We start from the raw sequence: 14,734 nt of genomic DNA, 5'->3' as shown, positions 1-14,734 counted from the left end.
AATATTATGAGAAAAACAGCAATTAAAGCAATTCTGTTAGGTGTATTCCTAGAATTAATTTTAGGAGTATTTATGGTAATTGCCATCTTTTTATTTTATAATTACTTCGGTCTTAATTTTGAATTATTTCAAACTTTAAAAGTAGTATCCTCCGGTGTTGGAATTGAAAAACTATGGTTGTTTTTGTATCTTGGTTCTGCAGTTGGATTTTATATTTTATTTTGTCTTATCTTCTTTGAGCTTGTTTTATTTCTTTTAAGAACGATGATTAAGGTTAGTTTGAAAGCCATTGAAAAAATAAAAAATAATTCTTTGGAAAAATACTATACTATTCAAAAGAGAATCTCGTTATTTACTTTATTTCGGGTGATAAAAATTAATACTCCAAAAAGAGGATTAATTGCTTATTTTGTAATAATTGCTTTGGTATGGGGTTCTGGACTTTTAGGTAAAGCCATTCTTTCACAAACTCAATCTTATGTCTTTAGATCCTATGAACAACTCAATTTATATTCAGATGAAACACTTGTTGATTTCACTTCTGAAATTGCTCTTGAAGAACCCTATCAAATTCAAGTAACAACAGGAGTTGGAAGCGTACACTTATATCAATTAACTTCAGAAACAGATTTAAAAATCTATTATTTGTATGATACTCTTTTGCAAAAGGATAGTTACTCTTTAGAAATAGATGAGACATTAAATTTAATTTCTATTTCATTTAATGAATCAATTACCAGTTATGAATTATATCAAGACGATGTAATGCCCTCGGTAGAAATTTATTTACCTGCAACTTTACTTCTTGACGAAATTGACGTTCAAATTCTAAATGTTGGAAATTGCACGATGGAATATGTGGATGCAAATAAACTGTCTTTAAAGATTAATAACGGAACTGCTACTCTTACTGAAAGTGAAAATCGAATTAATGAATTTGAAATTGAAGCCATTTCTTCTACGTTAAAAATGACGATTGATGAAGCAACCAATCTCGTTTTAACTTTAGATGACACATTAACAAATTTACGGTTGTATCAAGTTGATGAGACAGTTTTGATTGATTCATCCAATGGTACAGATATCTTTTTTTACACATCCAATATGAATTCTCTTCAAATAAGTGCAATCAATTCAAGAATTGAAATGAGAGAAGTGTATACTGAAAATATAATGGTATCCATCGAAGATACTACCTACATACATATCAATAGCAATGATTCCGCTTCAATGACCGTTTTATCCTATATCCATATAAATTGTCAAGTGACATTAAAAGGAGTCAAATATGATCAGGACAGCCTTTCTTAGTGAATTAGAAGAGATCACGAAGCTTGCTAGAGTCGTCGCAAAAAACATTCATTCTTTTGGAATTGATCAATGGTCTGATACTTATCCTAATTATCAAAATTTTGAAAACGATTTAAAACAAAATGGATTATTTGTCTTTGTAAAAGAGAATAAAGTATTAGCCTCTATTACTATTTTAGAAGAAAATGAAGCTGCATATACTTGTCTTTCTTGGCATTCTAATCACGCTCAAGTGATACATCGCTTGATGGTTGACCCCAATTTTATGCGTCAAGGAATTGCATCTGAACTAATGCAATTTGCGATAGAAAATGCCATAAAAAATCATTTTGATTCTATTAAAATTGATACTCATCCTGACAACTTAAGAATGCAACGTTTTATCCTTGCAAATCATTTTGAAAAAAGAGGATACATTGAATCAATTAACCGAATTGCTTATGAACTACTGCTTATCTAAAAAAGAGAATAAACACTCTTTTTTTTGTTTTAACTGAAATCTATGATATAATATCATGGAAGAATTGAAGGTGAAATAAATGTTTATCGATGAAGTATCGTTAATAATAAAATCAGGCAAAGGCGGAGATGGAATCATCGCTTTTCGTCGTGAGAAACATGTCCCTCTTGGAGGACCATCTGGTGGAGATGGCGGAAAAGGAGGAAGTATCATTTTTGAAGCCGATAACGGCTTATCGACTCTTTTTGATTTGCGTTACCAAAAACATATTTTTGCTAGTGCAGGAGATAATGGTAAAAACAAAAATATGCGTGGAAAAGATGCTGAGGATGTAATCGTTAAGGTTCCTGTTGGGACCATTGTTTACGAAGAAGATACCAACCGTGTTCTATGTGATCTTACGTTACATAAAGAACAAAAGGTAGTGGCAAAAGGCGGAAAAGGTGGAAGAGGGAATGCAACCTTTTCATCTCCTAGAAATAGTGCACCTCGAATCCAAGAAAACGGAGAACCAGGAATTGCTTTAAATTTAAGAGTGGAATTAAAATTATTAGCCGATGTTGGAATCATCGGGTTTCCAAGTGTAGGAAAATCAACTTTAATTAGTGTTGTTTCGGGATCAAAGCCTAAAATCGCAGATTATCCATTTACAACGATTGTCCCTAATTTGGGTGTAGTAGATATGGATGGGGTTAAAAGTTTTGTCCTAGCGGATATGCCAGGGCTTATTGAAGGAGCTTCCTCTGGTTTAGGACTTGGAATTCAATTTCTAAGACATATTGAACGAACTAGAGTATTGCTTCATATGATTGATATGTCTCCTAATTCTTTACGAGATGCTTACGAAGATTATAAGATCATTAATAAAGAGTTGGAAACCTATAAATATCATTTAATCTCAAGACCACAAATCATTGTCGCAAATAAAATGGATGTTCCTGGGGCTTATGAAAACTTAGAAAAATTTAAAAAACAAATCAAAGAAGATATTGAAATTATTCCTATTTCAGCTATCACAAAAGAAGGTTGTAAATTCTTAATGCAAAAGACGGTTACTCTTTTAGATCAAACACCTTTGTTCTTATTGTTTGAAGATTTAGAAATTTCTGAAAATGTTCTGTATCAAATGGAAAGTCTCGGTCCTCTTTTTACAATTGTAAAAGTAAATGAAACCACGTTTGAAGTAACAGGCCAAAAAATAGATCAACTCTTATCAAGATCTAATTTCATGACTGACGAGGCTGTTTTAAGATTTTTAAGACAACTACGAAAAATAGGACTCGATGAAGACTTAAAAAGAGCTGGAGCTAAGAATAAAGATTTAATCAAAATTTCTGATTTTGAATTTGAGTTTGTAGAATAGATTCATTTATTAGAACATGAGGTATTCTTTTTAATAAGAGTACCTTTTTTTATAGAATTAAAAAGGTTAAAATGATATAATATTTCTAGAGGTGATTTTTTGTGTATAGCTATCTTAAAGGAATTATTACGGAAATAAAAGCGAACTATATTACCATTGAAGTCAATCACATTGGTTTTTTAATATTAACATCTAATCCTTACGCTTTTACTTTGAACCAAGAAACCACTATTTATACTTATCAAAAAGTATCGGATGACGGAATCCATCTTTATGGCTTTCGTTTTCCTGAAGAAAAAGAATTGTTTATTAAACTGATTAGCGTAAATGGAATTGGGCCAAAAAGTGCTAACGCTATTTTAGCTGCAGGATCTGTTAAGGAAATTGCTTCCGCCATTGAATCTGGAAACGCAAAGTATTTACAAAAGTTTCCAGGTATCGGACCAAAAGCCAGCCAACAAATCATCTTGGATTTACAAGGCAAAATTGAATTTGATGCAAACATTGAAATGACAAATTCTTTAGCAGAAGTCTCTGAAGCTCTTGAAGCCTTAGGTTATAACGCGAAAGAAATTAAAAAAGTCATTACAAAACTAGATTCCTCTAAAACAACTAACGAACTCATAAAAGATGCATTAAAATTGATGTTAAAATAAATTATATAAAAAGCAGCTTATGTCTGCTTTTTTTAATTAAAGGGCTATTCAAACGAACAAGTGAGTGCCACTTACTTTATTAAATATGCAACTTAGTGCTTCAAAACTTGATTCTAAAACCATCTGTGTTTATACTATTTGTGTATTCATCTTTTTTGCAAAAATGAAAATACATTAAAATTGAGAGGAGAATTAATTATGAAAAAACAAAACAAATGGATTCTAAGCTTTCTATTCTTATTTTTACTAAGTTTTTTACTTATAGGATGTACTAGTCAAGATGAGCTTAGAAGACTTGATTTAATGATTCAAGATGGAATTCAAACAACAGATAATTTGGATAATATCTCAGATGAGGATTTATCTGAAACAAGTGTAACAACATTATCTTTAAGCACTTATGAATCACAAGTAATGGAAATGGAGTTTGCTTTGTTGTTAACTCCAAGTGAAAAAATTACTCAAATTAGAGAACTACATGCTTTAATTCTCGAAACACACTTATCAATTGCGGATGCAAAAGCAACTCTTAGAATTTCTCATCAAGATTTGAAAAATCAAATCACTATCTTTCGAGAATCCGAACAGACTTTATCTGAGGAAGATAAAACTCAACTTGAATTACTTATATCCGAAGTTAAAGAGATTAACGTTGTGTTAAAAGGCACCATCGGATTTGCTTATCGTCAAATGAGAGATTTAAGAGGAATGTATCAAATTGAAAATTTAGATTTGATTCTTGATACATACAAAGACGTGTTAGATGTCTTAGAACTTCGATTAACTAGCATAGAAAGAATCAATGAAATCTTAATGGAAGCAAATGAAATTATAGCAGGTTATCTGGAGACATAACATGAAAATCAAAATTGAAGAGATACTAAACTTAGATGAAACAGAAGTCATAATTAAATGCAATCAAGCAGATGATCAAATCAAAAAAATCGTCTCTACTTTACAGATGTTTAATGAGCGGTTAATTTGTAAAAAAAACGAATTAACTTACTCTTTGTTTCCCAATGAAATCTTTTATTTTGAGAGCATCGATAATAAGGTTTTTGCATACACTTCAAAAGAAGTCTTTGATACGATGTATAAACTATACGAACTAGAAAACTATTTAAAAGAATTATTTTTTATTCGTGTTAATAAAAATACTTTAGTGAATTCCTCAAAGATGATGCATTTTAAGTCCACAATCAATGGCAGAATGGAAGTCACATTAAAAAATCATGAAACAATTATCGTGTCACGAACGTATGTTAGTGCTCTAAAATTGATTTTAGGAGGGAAAACATTATGAATAAATATTACAAAATCTTTAAAACCGTCTTCCTAATCGTCAGTCTAGCTTTCATCATACTATCTTATATTATTCTGCAAAGACTAAATTTAACCTTACCTTATATCAAATTAGCGATTGGTGTATTATTAATTTCTTTGTTTATATCTCTTGCAATTGTTGTGTTTAAATCAGAAAGAGGAAAATCTTGGTTAAATGCTTTATTTGGATTTATCATTATACTTCCTACTTTATTTATTATGAGAAACATATTTAACTACATTATTTTCCGATATACATTCATTATCTATCTCTTTTTAATCACAATTGCAATCATTTATGGTATCGCGGTAATCGTAGTTTCAAAGAAAGCTAAATTAGAAGCACATGAATTAAATTCCATGTTAGAAAAAAAGAATGTAAATCAAGAATAACTTAATAAAAGAAAAATCGCCAATTGAAAAAGGCGATTTTTTTATTAAATAAAACAGAAGAAGCTTTATGAAATTTCAAATACAGATTTTAAGTATAATGTGTCTTTTGAAACGGAAAGTGCAAGCATTAATAATATTCTTGCTTTTTGACCATTTAAATTAGGAGCTAAAATACATCCTAGGGTAGTTAAATGTTTTCCTCCACCAACATATCCATAGGTATCTAAAACTCTACCAGATGGACAACGAGAACAAATAATAACAGGAATTTGATGTGAAATTGCATTTTGAATTCCCTCAAGAGTTGAAGGAGGAAGATTTCCTCTTCCCAATGCTTCAATCACAATTCCGGAAGTAAGATGGTTTTCGACCAAATAATTAATGACAGAAGAGTCCATTCCCGAATAGGCTTTAAGAAGAGATACGTCTAAAACAAAAGAATTGGTATTAACATGTGTTCTAGTATATGAAACATTTCGATGAAATATAACTTGTCTATTATCGACAATTCCAAGAGGACCATAATCCAAAGATTTAAATGTGTCAAGAGATAGCGTGTTTGTTTTTGTTACTTCACTTGCTGCATTGATTTGATCATTCATAACAACAAGTACACCTTTGTCTTGAGCGTAAACAGATTTCGCAACTAGAATGGAAGAAACTAAATTATTGATTCCATCGAATCCAAGTTCGGAACTTGACTTCATTGAACCAGTAACAATGACTGGTTTTTTTGTTTCTAAAATGATATCTAAAAAGAAAGCAGTCTCTTCTAAAGTATCGGTTCCATGAACTAGCACGATGCCACAAACATCTTCACGATAAACAAGTTGTTTAATAAGTTCAGAAATTTCTAACATCAATTGTGGGGTTATGGAAGGGGAAGGAACTTTTGAAAATTCAATTATTTCCAATTCTTTGTAAATCTCGGAGTTCAATAAACTTGCCATAATTTCGGCTGCAGAAAATGCTGGAATGACAGAATGGTTCACATCATCAATTTTCATTGTAATCGTTCCACCTGTAAAGATAAGGCACACTTTACTCATATATAATATTCATCCTTTCAAGTCTATAAATCTATTATATCATAATCAAGTGAAATCATACCTAGTATCTAAATGAATTTAACCATGGTTGTAAGGCAATTTTTAAGCCTGTTTTGAATCCGTCCGTTTTTTACCATGTGTTTTAGCGAAAAAGGAGTTACCCTCGTTATTGACATTATTAACATAGTCATTTCAAATGGCCAAAGGTAGATATCAGCTATTGGTTAACATAATATACATTATAGGAAGTTGACGGAGATGTTCGTTTCTCTATAATTTATCCACCAAACCATACCTTATCAAAAAATTGGTGCATTAGTTAGGAGTGAAACTGTTTCTTCTTCTACTTTAAACGCGTTCATTTGAGAGCAATGAATATGATAATTTTATGGTAATACTCGTTTTACTGACACTTCCATATTTTCTTCAAAAATCGGGCAAAATTTTGCGTTTTTTTGGCAAACCATACATAACCACCCACTGAATCAATAAAAATTCGTTAGTGAAAGGATTCCGAAAATTAAAAAAACATGGTTCTAAACCCATGTTTTTAAAATTTCAATGCCTCTTCTACTACTAGCTCAAGAGAGCTTGCAAAATCGTATGCTTTCAAAACGTCTTCATCATACAAGTGTTTTGGGTCATGTGCATCAGAGGAGATGATAACCAATGCTTTCATCTCTTTGACTAATTCCCAAAATTCAAGTCGAGGATACAAATACCTTTTTCCATCTTCGAAAGTACGCAGTCCTTTTTTGATTCCGTTTGAATTAATTTCTAAAGGAATCTTTAACCTAACTGCTTCTTCAATAATTTTTCTTGAAATGGCTTTTACGGTTTCATCAAAATGATTTATGTTATAAAGCATCAAATCAGGATGACATACAAATTTAAAATATCCTGTTTTCATTCCTTCGATTAATGTGTTCGCATATGTTTCAAGATGTGAGGTTGTACTTAATGTATAACAACTCCTCAATCCATTTAATGCTTTTTCATCTTTTATGTAATGTTGACCCAAAGCTAAGTAATCTAATTTTGATAAATGATTTTGATACATTTCTTGATAATTTTCAAAATATTCAATTTCAAGGCCTTTATAGATTTTGATTTTTGATTTGTATTTTTCAATCGCCGTATCACATTTTTTTAAATACAATTCAAAATCAGCTGGTTTCATTCTCACGGACCGATCTTTCAACTCTTCGAAGGGACCATGATCGCTCATTCCAAGAGATGTAAATTTAAGCTTGATGGCTTCTACTACATAGTCTTCTACATCACCTACCGCATGTCTGCATAAATACATATGTGTATGATAATTATTTTTCATCATTTGATTCTTAAATGGCATCCGATGGATTCCTTTCTTTCGATTGCGCTTTTTGTAATTTGAAGAGCGGTGATAACGATATTTAATGTTTCATAATAGTATCTCGTTAAATTAGGCGATTTTCGTAAACTTCTATAAATTTGTTCCAAGGTTTTTTTCGTTAAACGAAGTCCTTCTTCATTTCTTACAATTCCTACATGTTCATCCATGTAATCGCCAATCTTTTTACGAATTGGTTTGTAATTGTAATTGTAGTTTGGTTTTTCTGGGAATTGCATCTCTTGAGTAATTTTGATATGATCTAACTCATGATTGAGTTTATTGGCAGATGACAATCCAAACACAATACATTCAAGCAATGAATTGGATGCTAATCGGTTGGCTCCATGAACACCAGTTGATGCAACTTCACCAACGGCATAGAGATTTTTGATTGATGTTTCGCCGTAAAGATCAGTTTTAATCCCACCGCAGATAAAATGCTCACATGGCGCAACTGGAATCAAATCAATTCCCATTATATACCCTTCTTGAGAACATCGCTTAAAAACGGTAGGAAAGCGCTTTTCAAGGTATTTAGGATCTAAATGCCTTGTATCTAAATAGACATGATCTGTCCAGGTATCATACATTTCTCTATAGATTGCTTGAGAAACAATATCTCTTGGGGCAAGTTCTAATAAGGTTGGACTATATTTTTCCATAAACCTTTCTTTTTCAATGTTTAACAGATAAGCTCCTTCTCCACGAATCGCTTCTGTAATTAAGAAACGTCTTCTTGATGAAGTATCTTCTGAATAAAGGGCAGTTGGATGAAATTGTACAAATTCCATGTTTTCAATCTTAGCGCCTATTCGATAAGCCATACCTATTCCATCACCGGTTGCGGATAAATCATTTGTCGTTGCTCCATAAACAGACCCGATTCCTCCTGTGGCAAGAATGGTTGTTTTTGCATAGACAGGGTCGTAAAAAGCTTCATCTTCTAAAATAGTAGCCCCGATACATATAGAGTTATCATCTTTTATTAAATCAAGTGCCATGGTGTTTTCTAAGACCGTAATATTCTTATGCTCGTTTAAAATATCGGTTAGGCTTGTCGTAGTGTAATACCCGGAAGCATCTCCACCACTATGAAGAATTCGATTATGAGAATGTCCTCCTTCTTTGGTTAAAAGATAGTGGTTTTTTTCATCCATATCAAAATGGACTCCGAATTCAATTAATTTCTTAATAGAATCATTAGCGTTATTTACAAGAAACGAAACAGCCTCTTTGTCATTTAAATACGATCCCGCTTTAAGAGTGTCATCAAAATGACTTTCATGAAGAATGGGGTCATCATTTAATTCTGCCGCAATTCCTCCTTGAGCAAGCATGGAATTCGAATTCTTTATTTCTTCTTTTGCGATTAAAAGAACGCTGTATTTTTTATCAATGTTTAGTGCGACAAATAATCCAGCTAAGCCAGATCCAATGATTAATACGTCCGTATATCTTGTCATTTAACTCATCTCCAGCATTTTATCTAACGCTTTTTTTGCATTCGTTTGAATTAGCGGATCAATTGTTATTTCATAAGTTTCAAATTTTAATGCATTGTATACATCTTGAATAGATGTTAGTTTCATATCAAAACACTTAAGTCCTTTAGAAAGAATATAAAATGTTTTATTTGGATTATTTTTTTTCAATGGATGCAGAATTCCCATTTCGGTGCCAATGATAAATTCTTGATTCAATGAAGTGGTCGCAAAGTCTAAAATTCCTTTGGTGCTTCCGATAAAATCAGCCATTTTTAATACATCTAGTGGCGCTTCAGGGTGAATGAGCACTAATGCGTTTGGATGTAATTTTTTTAAATGAATAACCTCGGTTATTTTTAGATTGTTATGGATGCAACAAAACCCTGGCCAAAGGTCAATATCTAGTCGATACTTATCTTTTAAATATGCTCCTAAATTTTTATCCGGAATGTAAAGCATTTTTTTATCTTTAAAGGTCATCATAATTTTTTCAGCATTTGAACTTGTTACACAAATATCTGAAAGAGCTTTAACCTCTGCATAAGAATTAACGTAACAGATAATGATTCGTTCTGGATGTAAGGCTTTATAGGATTTTAGTTTATTTGCATCAATCATTCTCGCCATCGGACAGCCTGCTTCTTTAACTGGTAATAATACTTTTTTATTAGGTGATAATATCTTTGCAGTTTCCGCCATAAAATGCACACCACAAAAAACGATCATTTCTGCATCAGATGAAGCCGCTATTTTACTTAGTTCTAAGGAGTCTCCAACAAAGTCGGCAATGTCTTGAACCGCTTTATCTTGATAGTAATGAGCTAGTATGATTGCTTTCTTTTCTATTTTGAGTTTTCTAATGTCATCTTGAATCATAAAATCATCTCGCTTTACGTAAGTATTGTCTCATTCTATTATATGCTTTTTTTATCCTTTTGCAAAGAATATGATATAATAAGTTTGTAAGATTATAAGAAGGTGAACCCATGTACGAACCACTTGCTAGTGTTTGTAGACCAAAAACTTTTGAAGAAGTCATAGGTCAAAAAAAAGTGATTTCAATTATTCAAAAACTAATAAAAGAAGATAAAATGATTTCTTTAATTTTGTATGGACCAACAGGCACTGGAAAGACGACCATTGCATTGTTAATTGCGAATGCCTTTCCTTTAAACCATTTTAAATTTAATGCTTCAACGGATTCCAAACAAACATTAAGACAAATTGTTGAATCTGCCAAGCATTATGGAAATGTATTATTAATCATAGATGAAATTCATAGAATGAATAAAGACATTCAAGATTATTTATTACCCTATGTGGAAACAGGTCAAATAATAATGATAGGTCTCACAACCGAAAATCCTTACATTGCTTGTAATCCAGCAATTAGAAGTCGTGCTTCCATCTTTAAACTTGAACGACCAAGTTCTTTAGAAATCAATGAATTTTTAAAAAAAATAGATTTAAATATCTTTGAAAAAGAAATTCAATTATTAGATGAAATATATGAGTACATCAGTGTTGCTTGTAATGGCGAGGTAAGAACGGCTTTAAACATGCTTGAATTAGTAATGATTCAAGCAGAGAAAAAACAAGTCATCTCTTTAGACTTTGCAAAAGAGATTGTTGGGAAACCTGCGTTATCCATTGATAAATCTGGAGACAATTATTATGATATTTTAAGCGCATTTCATAAATCAGTTCGAGGCTCCGATACATCAGCTGCTCTTCATTATTTGGCTAGACTTATCGTTGCTGAAGATTTAGAATCTTTGCTAAGACGAATCAGCGCAATTGTTTATGAAGACATTGGTTTAGCTAATCCTGCAATGGGTCCAAAAGTTGCAGCTGTTTGTGATATTTGCCGACACATTGGATTTCCAGAAGCCATTAATGCTTTAGGGGCTATTACGATTGAGATGTGTATTTCTCCAAAATCAAATAGTGCACATCTTGCAGTAAATAAAGCCATAGATGATGTCTTACTAGGCAAAACATATAAAGTGCTTTCTCACTTAATTAATAACCCAACCTATGATGATAAAAAGGCGTATTTATATGCTCATGATTATTTAAATCATATTGTCTCACAGCAATACCTTCCAGATGAATTAAAAGATGTGGAATACTATATACCTCAAACTCACTCAAAACTTGAGAATATGTTAAAAGAACAGTATCTCTTCATTCAAAACTCATTAAGAAAAAAATAGAATTTTAAATAGAAAAGAGTAAGGCGAACCGATTGCGTCGAGTTGTACGAAGTGCTATACAAAAGTGCCTCGACTTTCCCGAAGTAACATATTTTTAGCCCTATTTATGTTTACCCACACAAGACTTTTGTATGGTAAATTGTTCCGAAGAAACATATTTCGTCACAAAATCAATACTTTTTAACTTCATATCGCAATGTCCGTACATTCTCTAGATAACCTCGTTTCTTCTTTCGAAAACAATTCGTATGCATATGATGAAATTACCCTCAGTTCAATTTCTATACCAATCCAAGAATTAAACATCAAACGATTTCTGAAGAACTATTTAATTCTAAATACTTGGAAAACACTCTCGTTATCAAAGATAACAATGAGAAAATTTCAAAGTTAGAGGATGAGTTCTTGAAACACCGTTTAATCATTCTATAACAATGTTCCAGTATAATTAGATAAAGACTCATAATCAAAAAAACAGCCATCGGAATCCCTGAAATTGGGTCCGACGGCATGTTTTCTTAACCTATATTGTTTATCATCAAAAACGAGAATAGGTCGTCAGCAGGAAAGTAAGGTCATTTTAGAGTAAGCAATGAGACCGACTCCACGTGGTTCGTCTTTTTTATAATACTTTACAAACTTTATCGCTTTGAGTATCAATAATAACAGGTATAACTATTGGTTTTCGTTTGGTTTCTTTATACAAGTATTTTGACACTTCAAAACGAATGGCTTCTTTATAGACTTTCCAATCAATGTATTTTTGATTGAATTGTTTGTTTGTTATATTTTGATAGATAAGCTCAATTTGATTGATTACTTCTTCATTGTCTTTCATGTACATAAAGCCTCTACTTACAATTTCAGGACTATTTAGCATTATTCTTTCTCTTGCATCAATGTTTGCAATGATAAGTAAGAATCCATCTTGAGAAAGCAATTCTCTTTCCTTTAAAACGGTATCGTTGACATCACTTTCAAAATTGCCATCTACCATTACAGATCCATTCATTACCGTGTCATGCTTTAAATTTAAACATCCATCATCAAAAGTAATCACTTCTCCGTTATCTACTAAAATAACATGCTCTTCATCAAATCCATATTCTAATGCCAAGTTATATTGTGCAAGTTGATAGCGATATTCTCCATTAATTGGAATAAGATATTTTGGTTTTAACAAACTATATAGTAACTTTAAATCCTCAGATGCTGCATGAAAAGCTGAAAGATTCTTTTTATCGACTTTTATTAGGTTCGTTCCAAGTCGATAAAGAACATCATAAGTTTTTGCGGCTATTTTTTCTGTTCCAACAATCGGAGGACACATCATTAAGATGGTGTCATCTTCTTTTAAATGAATGAGTCTGTCATAGCCTTTTGCCATTCTTTGTAACATATAAAAAGGCTCATGTCGTTCGCCTGTCACTAAAAATACAACATCGTCAAATTCGTTTTTATTTGATTCATCGATGAATTTTAAATTAATTAACTTATCTTCAGGAATTTGGATGTAACCCATCGATTCTCCGATATCAACTAATCTTTGAGCTCTTCTACCAATAATCGAAATCTTTTTATTTAAGCGAATGGCTTCATCAATCACTTTTTGAATGTTTGATAATTCCGTTGAATACATTCCAACAATGATTCTATGTGTCGCTTTTTGAAAGGTGTTACGGATGATATGGGTTAGATTTGCATTGCTAGTGGAATGTCCGATAGACAATGCCCCAGATGATTCTGTTAAAAGAGCTAAAACTCCATATTCTTGAAAAGCAGCAAGTTTATGAAAATCCGTAGCGTAAAAAGTTCCCACATTTTGATCGAATGTAAAGTCAGTAGCATACACTATCGCACCATCTTTTGTCAAAATAGCCATACCAGAAGATTCAGGAATGGAGTGAGTTGTAGAATAATAGATGACTTTAAAGGATGCAAAATCAAGTGGAATATCTCTATTTACAACTTCTAGTTGGAAATGGTCTGGTTCCATTTTATTTTCTTTTAATAAATCTTTAATTACCGCTATTGCAAAATTTGTTCCATAGACCTTTGAATTGATTTGTGATAATAATAAAGGAATGGCTCCAATGTGTTTATCGTGTGCATGAGAAATAAATATCCCAATGATATCGTCTTTTCTTGTTTCCAAATAGCTAATATCTGGAACAATCGCATCAACTCCTAGTAAATCACCGGAAGGATGTTTAAGCCCTGCATCTAAAATTAATATTTTTTTATCAATTTCCACGCAATAGAGGTTTTTCCCATTTTCTCCAAGCCCACCTAATGCATAAAATTTTATTTGACTCATGGTAAATCTCCTTTCCAAGTAAATAATGGAATTTTCTATTCCCTCATATTATACATTACTTCTCCTGTTTTGGAAATCCTTTTACCCTAAATTACCATTTGAGTCAATGTTTCATTTAAATAATATTTTTTCAATGAGTTTCTTTCTTATATTAAATTAAAATATGATAAAATAGATGTAGGTGATAACTATGATTAATTATCCAATTAAAAAATCAATGACTTCTACTTCAGTAACATCTACTTCAAACAGAGGAATGGATTTAGAAGCTGCAATTAATCAAACAAATGAGTATTATATTGAAAACGATATCGCATATATTTATAAGAAACCTATTCCCATTCAGGTAGTGAAGGTTGATTACGAAAGACGAAGCGCCGCAAAAATTTCTGAAGCTTATTATAAAATTCCTTCTACGACGGATTACAATGGAATCTATAAAGGAAGATACATCGATTTTGAGGCAAAAGAAACAATGAATAAAACTTCATTTCCACTTAAGAATATTCATTTACATCAAGTAGCTCACTTAGATAATGTAGTAAGACATGGAGGAATTGGTTTTGTAATCATCCATTTTTCAAAACTTGGAAAAACCTATTTGCTTGATTCTAAATATGTCAGCTTATTTTACAATCGAAAAGATACAGGAAGAAAATCCATAACACTTGATGAAGTAGTTGAAAATGGCCATGAGATTAAAGAAGCTTATGTGAAACGCTTGGATTATTTAAAGGTTCTTGATACAATCTATTTTTCTGGAAAAAAGAAGATGTAAGCCCAAGGC

General features: G+C 31.7%; 14 protein-coding genes. 9 read left to right on the top strand and 5 right to left on the bottom strand.

Annotated elements, in window-relative coordinates:
• The first annotated feature begins 6 nt into the window (after positions 1-6).
• The 7 genes from KJ971_02510 to KJ971_02480 all read left to right on the top strand — a co-directional run bounded on the left by KJ971_02510 (position 7) and on the right by KJ971_02480 (position 5,506).
• Positions 7-1,311 carry a hypothetical protein gene (locus tag KJ971_02510; protein MBU1144717.1) on the top strand — a complete coding sequence of 435 codons (1,305 nt, stop codon included), beginning with the start codon at positions 7-9 and terminating at the stop codon, positions 1,309-1,311.
• Positions 1,289-1,771 carry a GNAT family N-acetyltransferase gene (locus tag KJ971_02505; GenBank protein ID MBU1144716.1) on the top strand — a complete coding sequence of 161 codons (483 nt, stop codon included), beginning with the start codon at positions 1,289-1,291 and terminating at the stop codon, positions 1,769-1,771. The genes KJ971_02510 and KJ971_02505 overlap by 23 nt, the downstream gene beginning before the upstream one ends.
• A gap of 79 nt (positions 1,772-1,850) precedes the next feature.
• Positions 1,851-3,134 carry a GTPase ObgE gene (gene obgE, locus KJ971_02500; protein ID MBU1144715.1) on the top strand — a complete coding sequence of 428 codons (1,284 nt, stop codon included), beginning with the start codon at positions 1,851-1,853 and terminating at the stop codon, positions 3,132-3,134.
• Positions 3,135-3,235: 101 nt separating this feature from the next.
• The gene (gene ruvA / locus KJ971_02495; GenBank protein ID MBU1144714.1) at positions 3,236-3,790 is read left to right on the top strand and encodes a Holliday junction branch migration protein RuvA; all 555 of its coding nucleotides are present in this window, start codon (positions 3,236-3,238) and stop codon (positions 3,788-3,790) included.
• Positions 3,791-3,988: 198 nt separating this feature from the next.
• Complete coding sequence (locus KJ971_02490) at positions 3,989-4,645, top strand: hypothetical protein (protein ID MBU1144713.1); 657 nt, start codon at positions 3,989-3,991, stop codon at positions 4,643-4,645.
• 1 nt (position 4,646) lies between these two features.
• Positions 4,647-5,093 (top strand): LytTR family transcriptional regulator DNA-binding domain-containing protein, encoded by a 447-nt coding sequence (locus tag KJ971_02485; protein ID MBU1144712.1) that lies wholly within the window; start codon positions 4,647-4,649, stop codon positions 5,091-5,093.
• Positions 5,090-5,506 carry a DUF3021 family protein gene (locus KJ971_02480; GenBank protein MBU1144711.1) on the top strand — a complete coding sequence of 139 codons (417 nt, stop codon included), beginning with the start codon at positions 5,090-5,092 and terminating at the stop codon, positions 5,504-5,506. Before KJ971_02485 ends, KJ971_02480 begins: the two co-directional genes overlap by 4 nt.
• Before the next feature lie 65 nt (positions 5,507-5,571).
• Here KJ971_02480 and KJ971_02475 read toward each other — a convergent pair whose 3' ends face one another.
• The 4 genes from KJ971_02475 to nadA form a co-directional block, all read right to left on the bottom strand.
• Entirely contained in the window at positions 5,572-6,555 is a 984-nt protein-coding gene (locus KJ971_02475; protein ID MBU1144710.1) for an asparaginase, read from the bottom strand.
• A gap of 550 nt (positions 6,556-7,105) precedes the next feature.
• A complete protein-coding gene (locus tag KJ971_02470) occupies positions 7,106-7,909 on the bottom strand; it encodes a PHP domain-containing protein (protein MBU1144709.1) in 804 nt (267 codons plus the stop codon).
• Positions 7,888-9,393, bottom strand: coding sequence for an L-aspartate oxidase (gene nadB / locus KJ971_02465; GenBank protein ID MBU1144708.1), 1,506 nt, complete (start codon positions 9,391-9,393; stop codon positions 7,888-7,890). Before nadB ends, KJ971_02470 begins: the two co-directional genes overlap by 22 nt.
• Positions 9,394-10,290, bottom strand: coding sequence for a quinolinate synthase NadA (gene nadA / locus KJ971_02460; GenBank protein ID MBU1144707.1), 897 nt, complete (start codon positions 10,288-10,290; stop codon positions 9,394-9,396).
• Positions 10,291-10,400: 110 nt separating this feature from the next.
• On the opposite strand from nadA, the gene KJ971_02455 reads away from it, so the two are divergent.
• Positions 10,401-11,630, top strand: a complete 1,230-nt coding sequence (locus KJ971_02455) for a replication-associated recombination protein A (GenBank protein MBU1144706.1) — start codon at positions 10,401-10,403, stop codon at positions 11,628-11,630.
• Between the two features lie 622 nt (positions 11,631-12,252).
• Here the strand turns inward: KJ971_02455 and KJ971_02450 are convergent.
• Positions 12,253-13,947, bottom strand: a complete 1,695-nt coding sequence (locus tag KJ971_02450; protein MBU1144705.1) for a ribonuclease J — start codon at positions 13,945-13,947, stop codon at positions 12,253-12,255.
• Positions 13,948-14,137: 190 nt separating this feature from the next.
• Here KJ971_02450 and recU point away from each other — a divergent pair, with 190 nt between their 5' ends.
• Positions 14,138-14,725, top strand: a complete 588-nt coding sequence (gene recU, locus KJ971_02445) for a Holliday junction resolvase RecU (protein ID MBU1144704.1) — start codon at positions 14,138-14,140, stop codon at positions 14,723-14,725.
• Positions 14,726-14,734 lie beyond the last annotated feature (9 nt).

Source organism: Bacillota bacterium (assembly GCA_018818595.1).
In the GTDB taxonomy this organism is placed as follows: Bacteria; Bacillota_I; Bacilli_A; order Izemoplasmatales; family Hujiaoplasmataceae; genus JAHIRM01.
Note: the sequence above shows the minus strand (reverse complement) of the source record. Positions and strands in the feature narration are given on the sequence as shown.

Bases quoted from the DNA above. Each gene is read 5' to 3' on its own strand.
- recU (MBU1144704.1), top strand. From the start codon at position 14,138: ATGATTAATTATCCAATTAAAAAATCAATGACTTCTACTTCAGTAACA.
- KJ971_02470 (MBU1144709.1), bottom strand. From the start codon at position 7,909: ATGCCATTTAAGAATCAAATGATGAAAAATAATTATCATACACATATG.
- KJ971_02510 (MBU1144717.1), top strand. From the start codon at position 7: ATGAGAAAAACAGCAATTAAAGCAATTCTGTTAGGTGTATTCCTAGAA.
- KJ971_02490 (MBU1144713.1), top strand. From the start codon at position 3,989: ATGAAAAAACAAAACAAATGGATTCTAAGCTTTCTATTCTTATTTTTA.
- KJ971_02475 (MBU1144710.1), bottom strand. From the start codon at position 6,555: ATGAGTAAAGTGTGCCTTATCTTTACAGGTGGAACGATTACAATGAAA.
- nadA (MBU1144707.1), bottom strand. From the start codon at position 10,290: ATGATTCAAGATGACATTAGAAAACTCAAAATAGAAAAGAAAGCAATC.
- nadB (MBU1144708.1), bottom strand. From the start codon at position 9,393: ATGACAAGATATACGGACGTATTAATCATTGGATCTGGCTTAGCTGGA.
- KJ971_02455 (MBU1144706.1), top strand. From the start codon at position 10,401: ATGTACGAACCACTTGCTAGTGTTTGTAGACCAAAAACTTTTGAAGAA.
- obgE (MBU1144715.1), top strand. From the start codon at position 1,851: ATGTTTATCGATGAAGTATCGTTAATAATAAAATCAGGCAAAGGCGGA.
- KJ971_02480 (MBU1144711.1), top strand. From the start codon at position 5,090: ATGAATAAATATTACAAAATCTTTAAAACCGTCTTCCTAATCGTCAGT.
- KJ971_02505 (MBU1144716.1), top strand. From the start codon at position 1,289: ATGATCAGGACAGCCTTTCTTAGTGAATTAGAAGAGATCACGAAGCTT.
- KJ971_02450 (MBU1144705.1), bottom strand. From the start codon at position 13,947: ATGAGTCAAATAAAATTTTATGCATTAGGTGGGCTTGGAGAAAATGGG.
- KJ971_02485 (MBU1144712.1), top strand. From the start codon at position 4,647: ATGAAAATCAAAATTGAAGAGATACTAAACTTAGATGAAACAGAAGTC.